Source organism: Bacteroidales bacterium (assembly GCA_035342335.1).
Classification (GTDB): domain Bacteria; phylum Bacteroidota; class Bacteroidia; order Bacteroidales; family JAGONC01; genus JAGONC01.
In genome coordinates this window covers 46141-63831 of sequence record DAOQWY010000006.1, presented here as the reverse complement: position 1 = coordinate 63831, position 17691 = coordinate 46141, and the positions used below count along the sequence as shown (strand labels likewise).

Genomic DNA, 17691 nt, shown 5'->3' with positions numbered 1-17691 from the left:
TGACAATAAAATCCCTATTTTTGCGTACAGAAGTAAATTCTCCGACCGGTTGAATCCACTCCGACAACTTGCGGGACAGACCGTCATTTACGGAATGGGAACCATTGTTCCCCGGGTGCTGAATTACCTCCTGCTTACTCCTTTCTATACCCGAATTTTCATCACAGGTGAATATGGAGTGATCACCGAACTGTATGCGTATGTGGCATTTTTAATGGTACTGCTGACCTATGGGATGGAGACCGCCTACTTCCGCTTTGCGGAAAGCAACAGCGACAAGGAAAAGGTTTACAGTAGCGCACTGACCTCGCTTTTTTTCACCACGCTCCTTTTCCTGATCCTGGTCTCGCTTTTTGCCCAGCCCATTGCAGAATGGATCAAATACCCCTCCCACAGGGAATACATCCTGTATTTTGCATTTATCGTCGGCATTGACGCATTTACAGCCATACCGTTTGCCCGTCTCAGGCAGCGGCAGCAGGCCACGCGTTTTACGATCATCCGGATCGTCAATGTTCTGGTCAACATTGGATTGAATATCTTTTTTCTTTCCATTTGTCCCCGGATCCTTGAGAACAATCCCGATTCAGTCATCCGGTTCATTTATTCTCCGGAAGTGGGTGTAGGTTATGCCTTCATTTCCAACTTGATAGCCAGCATAACCACACTGCTGATGCTGCTTCCTGAAATTCTTCGTTTCAGGATCCGTTTCGAACCGGTCCTTCTCAGGCAACTCCTGGCCTACGCCCTGCCGTTGTTGGTGGTGGGGCTTGCCGGGATGGTCAACGAAGTAGCGGATAAGATCCTGTTGAAATACCTGGTGGTCCCTCCCGAGGGGACCATCGACCGAAATGCCTATGCCATGGGACAGGTGGGGGTGTACGGGGCCAATTTCAAACTGGCCGTTCTGATGAGCCTGTTCATTCAGATGTTCCGCTTTGCAGCGGAACCCTTTTTCTTTGCGCAGGCAAAAAATGAGAATCCCCAAAAGATCTATGCCGAGGTGATGAAGTATTTTGTCATTTTTTGCCTCCTGATCTTTCTTGCGGTCACACTGTACATCGACCTGTTTCAGCACCTGATCGGGAAAGACTACCGTGAGGGCCTGCATATCGTTCCCATTATATTGATAGCCAATTTATTGCTTGGAGTGTTCTACAACCAGTCGATCTGGTACAAGCTTACCAATCTCACCCGTTATGGTGCCGGAATTGCTATTATGGGAGCTGTGATCACCGTGATCGTTAACCTGACGCTTGTACCACGGCTGGGTTATGTGGGATCTGCACTTGGGCACCTGGCCTGCTATCTGGTGATGGTGCTGGTGTCCTATTTTCTTGGTCAGAAGTATTATCCCGTTCCATACGACCTGAAAATCCTGGGTTGGTATTTATTGTGTGCCCTGGCCATATATGGCATCAGCCTTCTGCTTCCCATATCTGCTCTTTTGCCTAAATTGCTGGCTCATACAGGCCTGTTCCTGGTGTTTGCCGCGCTGGTGTACATCCGGGAGAAACCGCTCATTGCCCGCCAATTCATAAACAAATGATTTATTTCCTTAATTTTGCGCGGTTTAACCCGTCACAATGAAGATAAAGATCGTCAACAGGTCGAAACATCCCAGTCCGGTCTATGAAACATCGGCCTCAGCCGGCATGGATCTCCGTGCCGATCTTCAGCAGCCTGCCACGCTTGGGCCACTCGACCGGGTGCTGATCCCGACCGGGCTGTTCATCGAGCTGCCTGCCGGATATGAAGCGCAGGTCAGACCACGAAGCGGACTGGCCATTCGTCACGGCATTACGGTTCTGAATACGCCGGGCACCATTGATGCCGATTACAGGGGTGAAATACGGGTGATCCTGATCAATCTGTCGAAGGATCCTTTCGTCATCAACGATGGTGACCGGATTGCACAGATGATCATATCGTCCCACGAATCCGTTGAATGGATTGAGGTGCAGGAACTTTTGGAAACGGACCGGGGTCAGGGCGGATTCGGGCACACCGGGAAACACTAAATAAAACGAAAGCCAGCTATGAAGAATGTTGCTATTTTGACCATCGGCTTGTTGTTTCTGGTGCTGACCCCTGGCTGCAAGGCTCCTCCCCAGACAGCCATTCCCTTTGATCCGTCCAGTGTTGAGGCGTATAAGCCAGGGGAAAATTCTCCGCAGCGGATCACCGCACTGTTCATCGATGCAAAAAAAGAGGCCCTTCTGGGAAATGCCATCAAGGCCGAAGCCATGTTCCTGTCGGTGATTGAAAAAGATCCCCGGCGGGATGCAGCATTTTACGAACTGGCAAAGCTGTATTCACTTCAGAACAACCTTACCGATGCCCGGATCATGGCGGAAAAGGCATTGGCCCTGGCCCCGGATAATCACTGGTACAAAGAGCTTCTGGCTGAGCTGTATCAGCGCAATCAAAACTACGCCCAGGCCATCCGGCTGTACGACGATCTGGCCCGCGATTTTCCCCATGACATGGAGTATCGTTTTCAGCTGGCCGCCTGCTATGTTTTTGCCGGAAAGTTCAATGAAGCCCTGGGCGAGCTGGACAAAATTGAAGCAAGACTGGGTGTAAGTGAAGAGATCGTCCGGCAAAAAGAGAGACTGTATCTTTTCATGGATAAAGTGGAGGAGGCAGCGGCTGAAATCCGGAAGCTGATCCTGGTTAATCCGGGCGAAAGCCGTTATTACTCCTGGCTTGCAGAGCTTTACATGTCGCAGGGGCAGCCCGAAAAGGCCCTCGAAGTCTATAACCAGGTTGCAGAAAAGTTTCCCGATGATCCCTATATCCATATTTCCCTGTCGGATTATTACCGAAAAAAGGGAGACAAGGAGAGAGCCCAGGAGGAACTGAAGCTCGGTTTTTCCAATCCCGCCCTGGATATTGATACGAAAATCCAGGTGATGCTGTCTTTTTATTCGATGAGTGAATTATTTGAGGAGATACGGCCCCGGGCAATGGAGCTGGCGCAGATCCTGGTCAAAACGCATCCCGACAATCCGAAAGCCTATTCCATGTATGCCGATTTTTTGGTGCGGGACAGGCAATTCAGGGAGGCCAGGGATGCGTTTTACAAGGTCATCTCCCTCGACAGCAGCAAATTCCTGGTGTGGGAAAGCCTGCTCCGGGTGGAGGCTGAGCTGGAAGATTATGACGCAATGAAAAGGGAGAGCCAGCGGATGATCGAATTATTTCCCGTTCAGCCCATTGGATACCTGTTCAATGGTGTGGCCCGGATGCAGCTGAAGGAGTACAGGGAAGCGATCGAATCCTTCAAAACCGGGCTGGGCTTTGTGGTTGCCAATAACCTGCTTTCATCACAGTTCAATGCGTACCTTGGAGATGCCTCCTATCAGGCACAGGATATTCCCGCTGCGTTTGAATACTATGACAAAACGCTGCAACTCGATCCTGACAATTCCTATGTGCTGAATAATTATTCCTATTACCTGTCGTTACGAAAGGAGAACCTTGACAAGGCCGAGGCCATGGCCCTCAGAGCGACACAGCTTGATCCGGGGAACATGGCCAATCTGGATACCTACGGATGGGTGCTTTTCATGCAGAAAAAATACGAAGAGGCGGAGCAGTGGATTAAAAAGGCACTTGATCAGGGTGGGGTGAACGATCCGGATATCCTTGAACATTACGGAGATGTCCTGTTCAAACTGGGTAAAACCAATGAGGCCATTCACTATTGGAAGACCGCGCTGGAAAAGGGACCGGGTTCCGGGTGGCTGGAGAAAAAAGTACGGGATGGCAAACTCTATGAATAAATCATGGTCTGTTCCCATTTAGAATGGCTCAACCGTTTGGGCTTCGGTGTATTGCTTTTAGCGTGCCTGGCGGGATTCACCTCCTGCGGAACTTCACGGAAAGCTGCCCGGAAGCCGCTGAAGGAAGAAAGTCCCTCTTTTCTTTTACAGAAGCTCGCTGAAAATGAACTTTCCTACGAAACGTTGTCCGCGAAGTTCAATGCCACCTACGATGACGGGAAGGCAACGGTCTCGCTGACGGGCCATCTGCGGATGAAATGCGACAGCATTATCTGGCTTTCCCTTTCACCCGCCCTGGGTATTGAGATGATGAGGGTCGTTCTGACCAGGGATTCCCTGAAGATCCTGGACCGGATACAGTCGGCCGGCCTGCTGCGGGAGTATGGTTATATCCATCACCTGGTCAATGGAATGCTGGATTTTGAAATGCTGCAGTCACTGATCGTCGGCAATGATTTTCCCGGCTTTGAACAGGGCACCGTGCACACTGCAACCGGGGGAGATCATTACAAGATAGGGTTCCATGGCCGCAGCAAGAAGAGTGATGCTCCTTCAGGACCCGACAGCGTCCTGTTCATTCCCAGCCAGGATGTCTGGCTTAGCCCTGAGAATTTTAAAATCATTTATATGTCCTTCCGGGAACAATCCGGTGAAGACCGGACTGCTGAAGCCGGCTTCAATGCATTTAAACTGACAGGCAATCAACTTTTTCCTTACCAGGTTACGTATGTGATCCGGGAGGGAGATACACGCCTGAAAGTGGATGTTCGCTACATGCGGGTGACATTGAATGAATCCCTGAACTATCCTTTCAGCATACCAGAACGTTTTATCCGGGCCAAAAAATGAAACGCGTCATTCATATGACCCACAGCCACAGGTTCAGTGCAATCCTTATCCTTGTTTCAGGATGGGTGCTTCTGGTTGCCGGAGGGATGTTTTCTGCCGTGTACGCCCAGGTGGAGGAGAAGGAAAACCTTCAGCAAAAAAAGTCTGAAATAGAAAAGGAAATAGAGTATACCAATAAACTGCTCGAGGAGACCCGGAAGAGCAAGCAGTCCTCTCTGGGCGAGCTGGCGGTGATCAACCGAAAAATAAACCGGAGAGAGGCATTGATTCAGACCATCAACAATGAAATTTCCTTGCTGGACGGCCAGATCCATCAAAACCAGGCAGCTTTGGAGGCACTCAATGCTGAGCTGACCGGACTCAAGGATGAATACGCCAGAATGATCTATTGTGCATTTAAAAACCGCAGAGCATATGACCGGCTCATGTTTCTGTTCTCTGCCCGCAGTTTCAACCAGGCCTATCAGCGGATGAAATATCTCCAGCAGTACAGTGATTACCGCCGGCAACAGGCTGTCCTTATCGTGAAAAAGCAGGAGGAACTGAATGAAGCCACACAGCAAGTCGAGCAGCTTAAAGAGGAGAAGCTGTCGCTGCTGACATCGAAGGAAAGGGAACTGGCCAATCTGGATATTGAAAAAAAGAACAAGGACAGCACGGTGTCCGGGCTGGGTCAAAAAGAGGCTGAACTGCGTAAAACACTGAAATCAAAAGAATTAGCAGCAAAAAAATTACAACAGGCGATCGAGAAGATCATTGCTGAAGAAATAAGGAAGTCCAATGAACTGGCCAACAAGAAAACTTCGGCGGCAGGAGCGACATTTGCCCTCACTCCCGAGGAGCGGGAGCTATCCAGTACCTTTGAAGCCAATAAAGGGAAATTGCCCTGGCCTACGGAGCGGGGTGTGCTATCCAGTTCTTTTGGGGAACATGCTCATCCTGATCTGAAAGGAATAAAAGTTAAAAATAACGGCATCGATATTTTGACCAATGCAGGATCGGCCGCCAGAGCTGTTTTTTCGGGAGAAGTGTCGCGCATCATCTCTATACCCAAGTACGGCAATGTCGTTATCATCCGTCACGGAGAGTATCTTTCGGTTTATTCCAACCTGGATGAGGTCATGGTGAAAAAGGGTGACAGGGTTGTGACCAGGCAGGTGGTCGGATCCATTAAGACCGACGAGGTCCTGATCCGGACGGAGTTACACTTTGAGCTCTGGAAAGGGAAAGAAACCCAGGACCCGATGTTATGGATTGCCCGTTGATATGTCCGTCCGGACCCCTGCAAAAAATCTAATAATTGATGTGATCCGGGTCCCTCAATAAAATTCGTATATTTGTTCATTAAATTTCATCGTTATGGTAACAGGAATCATCTTGCTGGGTATGATCGGTCACTGGGAAATACTTCTCATCGTTCTGGTCATCGTTTTGATCTTTTTTGGCGGAAAAAAGATCCCCGAATTAATGAAAGGAATGGGCAAAGGCGTTCGCAGTTTTAAGGACGGATTGAGTGGTGAGGATGAAAAGGATGACAAAAACAGTGACATCTCCAAAAATTAACGATCCATTCGGGAACAGTAATAAAATATAAAAACTATCAGGGTTTTTAAGTTTCCACCTGATATTAACGAAGGAATTAATGAGCCGTTTGCACGATAAATTAATCTTTTTCATGTTGTTGGGTGTGGTTTTGATCAGCTTTGCCCGGCCTGTTCGTTCAGCAGGAGCATCATCCCTGAACCTTTTGCCGGATACCTTGCTGCAGGCCGACTCCCTGCCGGATACCCTGGTGTACGACCCATCCATCCTGAGAAATGATTCACTGAAATTCACCCTGACGGAAGATTCCCCGATCGTAAGGGCACTGGATAGCCTGGCCGACATCATCTACTTCAGGGATTATTATTTCACTACGGATACGGCATTTCTTAATGTTTACAGGGACCCTTTCGAAACGATCCCTGAATTTTCCGATTCGGTTTACAGGGAGCGGATTCATCAGCTTGATCGGATGACCCCGATCGATTTGGCCTACAATGAAGATGTCAGACGGTGGATACTTCTGTATGCAAACCAGAGACGGGCGCTTACCTCCCGGGTATTGGGCCTGGCGCAGATCTATTTTCCGTTGTTTGAAGAGTACCTCGACAAGTACAATCTTCCCCTGGAGCTGAAATACCTGGCCATCGTCGAATCGGCGCTGAATCCAACCGCCAACTCAAGGGCGGGGGCAAAGGGCTTATGGCAGTTTATGTACACCACCGGAAGGTCGTACGGGTTAAAAGTCACCTCTTACGTTGATGACCGGTTTGATCCGTATAAGGCTACGGATGCCGCCTGCCGGCACATGAAAGACCTGTACGGGATTTACGGTGATTGGCTGCTGGCCCTTGCAGCCTATAATTCCGGCTCCGGAAATGTGAACAAAGCCATACGCCGGGCCGGAAACATCAAAAATTTCTGGGCCATCCAGCCATTTCTGCCCAGGGAGACCCAGGGGTATGTCCCTGCGTTCATTTCGGTCTGTTATATCATGAACTATAACCAGGAACACAATCTGTATCCCACTCATCCCGGCATCCTGTACAATGGCATCGATACCGTCGTTGTGAACAATCTTCTTTCCTTTTCCCAGCTGAATGAAATGCTGGGCATTCCGATGGAAGACCTTGTTTTTCTGAACCCGGCCTACAAACTGGGTGTGCTTCCCTCCGTCCCGGGTGAACCCTATGTGCTCAGGCTTCCCAAGGAGTACATCGGACCTTTCATTGCGAATGAACAGGACCTGTATCAGTTTAAGACTCAGAAAGGCATCGAGCACGAACAAATGATGGCCGAGGTAAGCAAAGTGAAAGAGACCCGTTATCATAAGGTGCGACGGGGAGAAAACCTGGGGCTGATCGCCAGTAAGTACAACGTTAAAATTTCAGATCTGAAAAAATGGAACCACATCCGGGGTTCCACCATCTATCCGGGCCAGAAACTGATCGTTTACCAATCGAGCAGCTCGTCCCAGGTTACTGCCCCGGTGACAACGACCAACGACTCCTCTCCGCCTGCCGAAAGTTCTCCTTCGGAAAGCCAAACCACCACGCATGTTGTCAAATCCGGGGAAAATCTGGCGTCGATCGCCTCCCGGTATGGATGCACGGTTGACCAGCTCAAACACTGGAATAACCTGAGGTCAACAACGATCTATCCCAAGCAGAAACTTACGGTTTATGATCCTGTTTTTCAGGGCGATAACAGCGGCACAGGTTCGACCAATGCACCGCAACAGACAGAAACATACGCTTATCATACCGTCAAGGCAGGACAGACGTTGTGGGACATTGCCAACATGTACCCGGGTGCAACCGTTGAAAAAATCAAGACATGGAATCACATCACCAATGCCAAGACCATTCAGCCCGGACAGAAACTGAAAATCAGGGTAAAAGAATAATGCGCCGGGCAAGAAGGCCGCCCGGATCCGGGTGGCAACATCAGGCACCCATCCTGTCTCATTTCCACACCTGTTTTCTTTTTGGAATCATTTGCCTGGTTTTCTTCCTGGGTGCCTGCAAGCAAAAGTCGGCACCTCCGCGAAAAGAGGATTCCAGCGGGGCTACCCTTGAGATTCTTACCGTAACCGATAATAAAGAACAATGGGAAGGCTCCCTCGGCGATACCGTCCGGAATTTTTTCGGACAGATACAATCCACCCTGCCACAGCCTGAGCCGCTTTTCGCGCTGGCCAACCTGGAGGTGACCGGCTTCAGCAAAATGTTCCAGCATCATCACAACATTCTCATTTTATCCGTCGATCAGCGGATACAGGAATCCCTGATCGAAACACGCAAGGATTTATGGGCTGAGCCACAGCGGGTGATCAAAGTCACCGCCCCAGCCTATCAGCAACTGATTGCGGTGGTTGACAGCCATAAGGTGGTCTTCAGGGATCTCTTCCTGGAAACAGAGTATACCCGTACCACAAAAACGGACAAAATACTCCCTGAAACAAAACTGATCAGACAACTGGAGGAGGAATACAAACTATCCCTGATGATCCCGGTGGGATATCATCTGGCTGTTAAAACCAACGAATTTGCCTGGATCCGGAAAGAAACCCTGAGGGAGAGCCAGGGATTGCTGATCTATATCGAATCCTACCGGGATACAGCTCAGTTCAGCAATGACAATATCATCCGGCGCAGGAATCTGTATACCATGAACTGGATACCGGGACCCAGTCATGGCTCGTTTATGACCACCGATGTGGTCAATGTTAAGCCAACCTTCCGGCGGATCGTTCTGGATGACCGGTTTGCCGTGGAAACAAGGGGTGTGTGGGAGACCATGGGTGATTACATGGGCGGACCATTTGTCAGCTATACCATGGTGGATGAGAAACATAACCGCCTGGTAACCCTGGAAGGGTTTGTATACGCTCCCAATGCCCCAAAGACAGTCTTGCTGCATCACGTAGATGCAATTTGCCGCACGGTGAAGTTTCTGGATTAAAATGACCTGATGCATTATCAGGGTCCAACCTAAAACATAACATGATGAAAACTTATCTGTCCGTTGTCCGGTTCACCCTTGTTGTTTTATGCTGTATTATCCTGGCCAGCAATGCATGTGCAGCTTCGAAATCCAAAAAGGATGGATCAACGGAGTGGCCCTACCGGATTGAAACCGATAAAGGAAAGGTATTGATCTATCAGCCCCAGGTTGAATCCTATGACGGAGACAGGCTTGAGGCCATGGCCGCCATCTCTGTTTCCACCGAAGAGGTGAAAGAGCCGGTATATGGTGCCATGTGGTTTGATTGCAGGGTGGTTACCGATAAGGAAGTACGAACGGTCACGCTGACTGAAGTGAATGTGACCAACGCAAAGTTTCCTGATATGAAGCAGGAGAATGTCGAAAAGCTGAGGGATTTTGTCAGGGAAGAACTTAATAAAAGTCAGCTGGTGGCCTCACTCGACCGGATCCTGGCGGGAATGGAAGCAATGGAGAAGGAAGATGCCGCTGCCGAAAAATTCAATAATGCGCCTCCGGAGATCATCTATGCCAGCACGGCCTCCGTGCTGATAAGCATTGACGGGGATCCTGTGTTCAAAGACATCGAAAATTCACCCTATCAATATGTGGTGAATACACCTTTCTTCCTGGTCAGGGATGAAAAGAAATCCCTGTGTTACCTCAAGGGCGCAGACTGGTGGTACTCTGCAAAGGATCCCCTGGGTCCGTGGACGTCGGTCAGCAATCCCCCGCAGGAAATTGTCAAGCTGGCAGAGCAGGCCATGAAGACAGACGATACCGGAAGTAAAGCCGCCACGGAAACTGAAAAAGCTAAAAACCAGGTCATTCCAAGGGTTTTGGTCAGGACACACCCGGCTGAGCTCATCCAGTCGAATGGTGATGCTTCCTTTGCACCCCTGCAGGGAACTTCATTGCTGTATGTGACCAATTCAGACGAATTCATTCTGATGGATATCAAAACCCAGGACTATTATGTGCTGATATCCGGTCGCTGGTTCAGTGCGAAATCTTTACAGGATGGTAGCTGGAATTTTGTTCAGCCCGAGGATCTGCCGGCAGATTTTGCCAATATCCCTGCTGATTCCGAAATGGGGGGCCTGCGCACAAGTGTTCCCGGGACCGCGGAGTCACAGGATGCCTTGCTTGAAAATGTCGTTCCGCAGACGGCCACTGTTGACCGTAAAACGGCCACCCTGAAGATGGACTATGACGGAAGGCCTAAATTTGATGAGATTCCGGGCACTTCCATGCAGTATGCGGTGAATTGTGACAAATCCGTTTTACTCATCGACAAAAGGTATTATTGTGTCGACAATGCCATCTGGTTCATGTCCGACAGCCCGACAGGACCCTGGGAAGTCTGTGTTGTTGTTCCGGAGGGTGTTCAGGACATTCCCCCGGAGTCCCCGGTATATAACGTCAAATATGTGTATGTATATGATTATACGCCCGAGGTGGTCTATGTCGGTTACACGCCGGGCTATTGCTATTCTTATGTCTATCATGGCTGCATTGTTTATGGCACGGGATGGTATTACCGGCCGTGGTGGGGCATTTATTACTATCCTCATCCGGTGACCTATGGTTTCAATGCCTGCTGGAATCCCTATGCAGGCTGGTGTTTCTCCTATGGTGTCTGTTTTGGGAATCCCTACGCCTGGTTTGGGTGGGGATGGCACAGTCCCTATTACGGCTGGTGGGGTCCGGCCGGTTACCGCCACGGGTATTACCACGGCTATCACCAGGGTTACGCCCAGGGTTACTACAGGGGATATGCCCGGGGTTACTGGGAGGGCAGCCATGCCGGATCGTGGAACCAGGGTTACTACAATCAGCCGCGAACATCCCCTTATGCCTCCAACAATGTTTACAGGAACAGGACCGACGGGGTAAGACAGACCGGAGGGTATCAGTATGATCCCAGGACTGGTAAACAACATTCGGCCACACGGCCTTCCGCAGCAGTCAATCAAACTTCCCGGCAAAAAAGAAATGCAAACAATGTTTACACCAGTCCAAACGGGGAGGTGTACAGGCAAAAGGGCGACACCTGGCAGCAGCGTGACGAGGGTAAATGGAATAAAACGCCCGGAAGGGTATCCACTGAAACAAAACCCACGCAGAGAACAAAGGACCAGACTCAGCCTGCTCCGCAACGGCAACCCTCGCAGACCACCCCTTCTCAGCAGCGGACCGGCCAGACGGATTATAACCAGCTGAACCGGACCTATCAGGAGCGGACCACAGGAACGCAACGGACACAGCAATATCAAAACTATAAGCGCAACGTATCCGGTTCCGGCGGCAGTTCGGTTCCGGCAGGCGGTGCCCGCACCGGTGGCTTGCGCAGGTAAGCGGACACTGAATCATCGGATTCAGAAGTTTATCTCAGGGTGAATCCTGCTCTCTGATACCCTATTTGAATCTCAAATTCACCGGGTTCTGTCACCCATTTTGAATCTGCATTGACGAAAGCCAGTTCGGCCGGATGAACGCTGAAGGTTACCGTGGTGGTCTGGCCGGGGGCAAGGTCAACTTTTTCAAAACCACGCAGACGTTTGACCGGCGGCGTGATCGAAGCATACCGATCCGAAATGTAGAGCTGAACCACTTCCTTGCCCTGACGTGACCCTGTGTTGGTTACATCAACGCTGATCTTCAGGGGTGTATCCTGGCTTATTTCATTGGCCGACACGACAAGGTTGGAATAGCCGAAGGTGGTATAGCTCAGCCCAAAACCGAATTCAAACTGGGGGACGGAAATGACCTCCGGAACCAGTTCGGTGTATTTGTGGTCGTAGTTGATCAGTGCATTGGGTGAACGGGGATAGGTATAGGGCAGTTTCCCCGAGGGGTTTACATCGCCGAACAGCACATCGGCTATGGCGATACCGCCTTCATTGCCGGGCAGGTAACCTGTCAGGATCGCTTTCATCTGATCAGCAAAAGCAGAGATAAGGCGTGGTCTCCCCTGTGTCAGCACCAGGATCACGGGTTTACCGGTAGCTGCCAGACGGGATGCCAGTTCCGCCTGGGCACCGGGCAGGGAAATGTCGCCGATGCTTCCGGGCTGCTCGCAATAGGCCATTTCTCCAAGGCAAAGAATGACATAATCCACCGACCGCGCAAGCTGTACAGCCCTGCCTATATCCGACAGCGTATCGAACTGTGCACCTTCAGCCCAGGCGACGTTGGTTTCACCGATGGCGGCCTGGATGGCCTCCAGGATGGTCAGCTTATCCGAAGCATAAAGATCAGCCAGATCGCCCTGCCAGGTATGTGACCAGCCGCCGTTTAGGCAAGCCATCGTATTGGCCGCAAAACCAGTGACCAGTACCCGGGCGTATTTAGGCAGGGGAAGGACGTTATCCGTATTTTTAAGCAGTGTGATGCATTCCCTTGCTGCTTCCAGGCTGGCAAGGCGGTGTTTTTCGGATGCAAAATCGGGATAATCGGACGCCGGGTAGTACAGGTTTTCGAAAAGGCCCAGTTTGACCTTCAGGGTCAGAATGCGCCTGACGGCCTCATCAATGCGGGCCACGGGTACTTCACCGTCCCTGGCCAGTTCCAGCAGATAATCGTAGAAGGAGTAATCATAGGGTACCATGCTCATGTCCACCCCTGCCATCACCGCCATCTTCACCGCTTCTTTTGGGGTGGCTGCCACGTGGTGCTTGGTGTGCAGGCGGATGATGTCTTCCCAGTCACTGACGGCCAGTCCTACGAAATGCAGCTCATCCCTTAGGATATCGGTAAGGATGTAATGGCTGGCATGAACCGGGACGCCGTTGATCTCTCCCGAGTTGAGCATGATGGTGTGCGCACCGCAGGCCACAGCCTGTGCAAAGGGAGGCAGGAAGTATTCCCTCAGGTAGTGATCCGGGATCCAGGCGGGGGTCCGGTCTTTTCCCGACACCGGGAACCCGTACCCCATATAATGCTTCATGCAGGAGGCCACCTTGTATTTGTTTCCGATGTCGTCGCCCTCATATCCCCTGACAATGGCACAGGTCATCTTTTTGGCCAGAAAAACATCTTCTCCGAACGTTTCCCACAGGCGGGGCCAGGCTGCATGGCGTCCGATGTCAAGCACGGGAGAAAAATTCCACGGGATGGCAGCGGCCCGGGTCTCATAGGCCGTGATGGAGGCCGCCTGCTCCAGGATTGCAGGATTCCACGTGGCTGCCATCGCGATCTGCTGCGGGAACAATGTGGCCTTTTCACAGTAGTTGTTTCCGTGAATGGCATCAATGCCATACAATACCGGAACCTTGCACTGGTTCTGTTCCGACATATCCCGGATGGCCGACAAGATCTCGTACCAGTGCTCACGGGTATAGCAGTGGTTCGCCACATTCAGAATGGAGCCGACGTGATGGTCAACGATGGCATTACGCAGCTTGTCCGTGTCGATCCTGTGAGGCTCCGCAATGGCTCCGTTTTCTGTTACCGATACTACGTCGATGCAGACCTGCGTCATTTGTCCGACTTTTTCTTCAAGGGTCAGCCCCGATAAAAGCTCTGTCACTGTTACCTCTATCCCGTTTGATCCGGCATTACCCGGCGGTGTGGATTTCTGCTCACAACCCTGCAGGATCATCAGGATGGGAAATGCCCTGAATAAAAACAGGTACATCTTCGTTGTCATTTTTTTAAACGCATTGATTATTAATATATTATAATAAATATTTTAATATTTCAAGACACATCCGCTATTTTATCCAGCAAAAATACGGATCAGGTTCTTTAACCGTTCAGCAGGCAGTTCATCGTTCCATATCCTGCACAGATTGTTGCATGCTTCCAGAATGTGGAGATGAGTGTTCATGGTCTTTTTTTCATTTTTGTACGTTGTTGATCATTTGAATGATGCACTCCGCGGGCTGCAGTCCGTCGGCCGAGGCTTTCACCGTAAGGTTGCCCGGATTCATTCCGCTGCGGATCACTACCAGGCACATTCCATGAAAGGCCTTTCTTTCATGGGCCTTGAACGACTCCATGCTCACCTGGCTCCCATTGTCAACCGCCTGGATCTTTCCATCACCCTCCACCGAAAAGTAGATGCGGTTGTCGGCATACGGTACCACTACGTTGTTCCTGTCCGCCACCGTAACCGTCACATACGACAGGTCGTCTCCGTCGGCGTGGATCACATCACGGTCGGGTGAGAGAAGGATTTTGAAGGGCTCTCCGGCTGTCCGGACTTCTTTTGTCAGGATCACCCTGCCATTTTGCTTTCCAGTGGCCAAAAGTGTTCCGGGTTCAAAGGGCACCTTCCAGCTGAAATGAAGCATATCGCCTGTTTTACGCTGTGTTCCGAGCGTTTTGCCGTTGAGGCTCAGTTCAACCTCGTCACAATTGGAGTAAGCCCACACATCGATGGTCTGTCCCGGTGTCCAGTTCCAGTGGGGGAACAGGTGGAGGACAGGTTCAGTGGTCCATTCGCTTTTATAGAGATAATAGGCATCTTTCGGGAATCCGCAGATATCCATTATTCCAAAGTAGGAGCTTCGTGCCGGCCACGGATAGGGTGTGGGTTCGCCGATATAGTCGAATCCGGTCCAGATGAACAATCCCGACATGAAATCGTACTTTTTCACGACTTTCCAGGTTTCTTCGTGGGTGGAGCCCCAGGGTGCCGAGCAGTTGTCGTACGATGAACAGCTCAGGTCGGCATTGCCTTCCAGAAAGGGGACATCCCACTTTAGCGGCCAGCGGCGGATGCTGTCGGCCGGCATGTCATAGCTGCCTCGGGTGGCAAGTGCAGAGGTGGTTTCAGAAGCGATGAACTTTTTTCCGGGAAAGGTTTCCGGGAACCGGGAAAAGGTTTCCTGGTGATAGTTGTACCCGATCAGATCCAAAGCTTTGGATTGGATAAGATAATTTTCCGGTACAGGGTGATTGCATCCTGCCGTAATGGGCCGGGTATCGTCCAGTTTTTTTACGATGGAGGCAAGTTCCCGTGCGATCCTGATTCCCGATGTGTCCCATTGTTCAGGGATCTCATTGCCGATGCTCCAGATGAAAACGCTGGGATGGTTACGGTCGCGCAGCACCAGATCTTCCAGGTCGCGCTTGTGCCATTCATCGAAGTCGGCACCGTAGTCGAATGGCGTCTTATTGATTTTCCACATGTCGAACGCCTCGTCCATTACGATGAATCCCATCCTGTCGCACAGCTCCAGCAATTCCGGGGCCGGGGGATTGTGCGAGGTCCTGATGCCGTTGCAGCCCATCCCTTTCAGGATTTCCAGCTGGCGTTCAATTCCGCGGGTAGTGATGGCTGCACCCAGGCATCCAAGGTCGTGGTGATTGCAAACCCCTTTGATCTTAACTTGTTTCCCATTCAGTAGAAAACCCCTTTCGGCATTGAATTCAAACGTCCTGATCCCGAAAGGCGTAACGTATTCATCCAGGACCTGCTGACCGGAAAGGAGGGTGGTGACCACACGGTAGAGAACAGGATTTTCCACTGACCAGAGGATGGGATTGTTCACGGTAAGGGTCTGTTTGATCTCCGTACCTGACGGTTTGACCAGAATCCCGGGAGAGATCATCTCTGCAAGCAGCTGATCATCCCGACCAAAGATGCTGGATTTGACAGAAATCCTGACCGGGGTTCCGGTTGTGTTGCTGATCCTGGTCAAAATCCTGACCTCTGCGCCGGCATCTTTCACCACGGGCGTGGAGACAAAGGTTCCCCAGTGGGCTACGGCAAGGGCTCCCGTTTTGACGAGCCAGACATTCCGGTAAATCCCCGAGCCGGAGTACCAGCGTGAATTCGGCTGCAGGGAATTATCAACCCTGACACTGATCACATTCGGCGTATCGCCAAAATGCAGGTACCGGGTCAGCTCGTGCCGGAAAGAGGAGTATCCGTAGGGTCGTTTTCCGAGGTAATTGCCATTGATCCACACCTCTCCCATACGGTATATTCCGTCAAACTCGATGTAGATATTTTGTCCCCTGTCGGAGGCCGGCAGCCGGAAAGTTTTGCGATACCATCCTATACCGCCGGGCAGGGCACCCCCGCCTGGCGTAGCAGGATTTTTGACATCAAAATCCCCTTCAATGCTCCAGTCGTGGGGCAGATCCAGCTGCCGCCAGCCGGAATCGTCAAACAGGCCGGCAGAGGCTGAAGGATGGTCTCCCAGCATGAATTTCCATTCATCATTGAAATTTTCCCGGGTGCGCACGCCGGATCCGGTTGCGGGCCTGGTCTGGGGGGAAAATACGCTCCGTATGAATGCCATTTTCCGGATGTAAAAATCTTCCGGAAGACCGTGCCCGCTCGTTGGATACACGATATAGGTTTTTTCCGAACGAACCTGGTTGTATGCAGCGAAGTTGATGTGGGGCGGACAGACATCATCCACCAGGCCCACACCCATGATCATGGGTGCGGTGATCCACGGGGCCAGGTTTTTTATGTCAATATAGCTGAGGGTGTTGTATACTTCATCCCAGGTGTATTTCTTTTCCTCCTCGACCAGGCTGAAAAATTCATTTCCAGGCCATCTTGCCACTTTGAAATAATCCTCGAAATCGGATAAAAAGGGTACCTGGGGAGCACAAACCCGGATTCTGTCGTTGCACAATGCGGCGGTGGCGAAGGTCAGGGCCCCGCCCTGGCTGGCGCCTTCCACGGCAACGCGGGTGGTATCCACTTCCGGACGGGAGAACAGGAAGTCCACGCCGCGAACGCAGTCCATATAGCCCCCGCGGTAAATGTACATTTCCTTATCGTTCAGGAAATGCTGCATGAAACCCGGGAACCCGGGATTGATATGATCTGAGCTGTTGCCGTGGCCACGGATGTGAAGCCCGAATCCGATGAGATCATCGCCATAATCCACGTATTCAGGAAGTATGACGCTTTGGTATCCGTGCACCTGCATTATCGCGGGGTATTTCCCGGGGGTGGTGGGCACCGAATACCAGCCCCGGATCAGGATATTGCCCAGTGAACGCATTTCAACCAGGTAAACATTGCGCCTTTGAGTGCACAGCGAGTCAATCCTGATTAATTTGAACTGCGGATCAACAGCCTCCAGCTCCCTTTTGGCGCGGATCCAGTAGTCGTCGAAATCCGGACGTGCATCCCGTGGGCTGACGATCTTTTCAGGCTCATAGCCGAACTGGAAAGAGGTGTTTTTGGTGGCGGCATCACCGGTAAGGGTAATGGTAGCCTTGTAGAAACCGGGCTGCAATCCCGGAATGTTGAAATTGACCGTGGAGGGCCTGTTTGGTTTGAGCATCAGGATCTCCTCCTGGCGGAAGATGTCCTCCCCAAAGTCTGACACGACCCGGATTTCAATCGTACCATCGAACGTATGGTTGAACGTATTGTTCAGCGATATCGGGACGGTCACATCCGGAGCGCCTTTCAGGACGCGGTCGGTTTGTTTGAAAGCCGGCTCAATGACGATATGGTCAGCGGGTCCCTGAACACAAAACAGAATGGGTTCACCGTAAATTCCGCCGTCGCCCGTCAGATCAAAGACCCTGACGGCCAGGGTATTGG

The 17691-nt window shown here is 51.2% G+C and carries 11 protein-coding genes and 1 pseudogene; 9 read left to right on the top strand and 3 right to left on the bottom strand.

The window, feature by feature from the left end; all coding sequences use genetic code 11:
- Positions 1-49 precede the first annotated feature (49 nt).
- The 9 genes from PKI34_04675 (at position 50) to PKI34_04635 (ending at position 11521) form a co-directional block, all read left to right on the top strand.
- Positions 50-1549 (top strand): oligosaccharide flippase family protein, encoded by a 1500-nt coding sequence (locus PKI34_04675; protein HNS17099.1) that lies wholly within the window; start codon positions 50-52, stop codon positions 1547-1549.
- Between the two features lie 37 nt (positions 1550-1586).
- On the top strand, positions 1587-2021 hold the full coding sequence (dut, locus tag PKI34_04670; GenBank protein ID HNS17098.1) for a dUTP diphosphatase: 435 nt from the start codon (positions 1587-1589) through the stop codon (positions 2019-2021).
- Between the two features lie 18 nt (positions 2022-2039).
- Complete coding sequence (locus PKI34_04665) at positions 2040-3788, top strand: tetratricopeptide repeat protein (GenBank protein HNS17097.1); 1749 nt, start codon at positions 2040-2042, stop codon at positions 3786-3788.
- 3 nt (positions 3789-3791) lie between these two features.
- The gene (locus tag PKI34_04660; GenBank protein ID HNS17096.1) at positions 3792-4637 is read left to right on the top strand and encodes a DUF4292 domain-containing protein; all 846 of its coding nucleotides are present in this window, start codon (positions 3792-3794) and stop codon (positions 4635-4637) included.
- Positions 4634-5902, top strand: coding sequence for a peptidoglycan DD-metalloendopeptidase family protein (locus PKI34_04655; GenBank protein ID HNS17095.1), 1269 nt, complete (start codon positions 4634-4636; stop codon positions 5900-5902). Before PKI34_04660 ends, PKI34_04655 begins: the two co-directional genes overlap by 4 nt.
- A 94-nt stretch (positions 5903-5996) precedes the next feature.
- Positions 5997-6200, top strand: a complete 204-nt coding sequence (gene tatA / locus PKI34_04650; GenBank protein ID HNS17094.1) for a twin-arginine translocase TatA/TatE family subunit — start codon at positions 5997-5999, stop codon at positions 6198-6200.
- Positions 6201-6279: 79 nt separating this feature from the next.
- Entirely contained in the window at positions 6280-8085 is a 1806-nt protein-coding gene (locus PKI34_04645) for a LysM peptidoglycan-binding domain-containing protein (protein ID HNS17093.1), read from the top strand.
- Positions 8085-9143 (top strand): DUF4837 family protein, encoded by a 1059-nt coding sequence (locus tag PKI34_04640; protein HNS17092.1) that lies wholly within the window; start codon positions 8085-8087, stop codon positions 9141-9143. Before PKI34_04645 ends, PKI34_04640 begins: the two co-directional genes overlap by 1 nt.
- Before the next feature lie 44 nt (positions 9144-9187).
- Positions 9188-11521 (top strand): hypothetical protein, encoded by a 2334-nt coding sequence (locus tag PKI34_04635; GenBank protein HNS17091.1) that lies wholly within the window; start codon positions 9188-9190, stop codon positions 11519-11521.
- Between the two features lie 29 nt (positions 11522-11550).
- Here the strand turns inward: PKI34_04635 and PKI34_04630 are convergent, their stop codons facing one another.
- From PKI34_04630 to galB, 3 genes and pseudogenes are all read right to left on the bottom strand, one after another.
- Positions 11551-13815: a glycoside hydrolase family 3 N-terminal domain-containing protein gene (locus tag PKI34_04630; protein HNS17090.1), complete on the bottom strand. Its 2265-nt coding sequence runs from the start codon at positions 13813-13815 to the stop codon at positions 11551-11553.
- A 78-nt stretch (positions 13816-13893) separates the two neighbouring features.
- Positions 13894-14010 (bottom strand): annotated as a pseudogene (locus tag PKI34_04625) (N-acyl-D-glucosamine 2-epimerase).
- Complete coding sequence (gene galB, locus PKI34_04620; GenBank protein ID HNS17089.1) at positions 14006-17425, bottom strand: beta-galactosidase GalB; 3420 nt, start codon at positions 17423-17425, stop codon at positions 14006-14008. The pseudogene PKI34_04625 and the gene galB overlap by 5 nt, the downstream one beginning before the upstream one ends.
- Positions 17426-17691 lie beyond the last annotated feature (266 nt).

Bases quoted from the DNA above. Each gene is read 5' to 3' on its own strand.
- PKI34_04660 (HNS17096.1), top strand. From the start codon at position 3,792: ATGGTCTGTTCCCATTTAGAATGGCTCAACCGTTTGGGCTTCGGTGTA.
- PKI34_04630 (HNS17090.1), bottom strand. From the start codon at position 13,815: ATGACAACGAAGATGTACCTGTTTTTATTCAGGGCATTTCCCATCCTG.
- PKI34_04665 (HNS17097.1), top strand. From the start codon at position 2,040: ATGAAGAATGTTGCTATTTTGACCATCGGCTTGTTGTTTCTGGTGCTG.
- galB (HNS17089.1), bottom strand. From the start codon at position 17,425: ATGCTCAAACCAAACAGGCCCTCCACGGTCAATTTCAACATTCCGGGA.
- tatA (HNS17094.1), top strand. From the start codon at position 5,997: ATGGTAACAGGAATCATCTTGCTGGGTATGATCGGTCACTGGGAAATA.
- PKI34_04645 (HNS17093.1), top strand. From the start codon at position 6,280: ATGAGCCGTTTGCACGATAAATTAATCTTTTTCATGTTGTTGGGTGTG.
- PKI34_04640 (HNS17092.1), top strand. From the start codon at position 8,085: ATGCGCCGGGCAAGAAGGCCGCCCGGATCCGGGTGGCAACATCAGGCA.
- dut (HNS17098.1), top strand. From the start codon at position 1,587: ATGAAGATAAAGATCGTCAACAGGTCGAAACATCCCAGTCCGGTCTAT.
- PKI34_04655 (HNS17095.1), top strand. From the start codon at position 4,634: ATGAAACGCGTCATTCATATGACCCACAGCCACAGGTTCAGTGCAATC.
- PKI34_04635 (HNS17091.1), top strand. From the start codon at position 9,188: ATGAAAACTTATCTGTCCGTTGTCCGGTTCACCCTTGTTGTTTTATGC.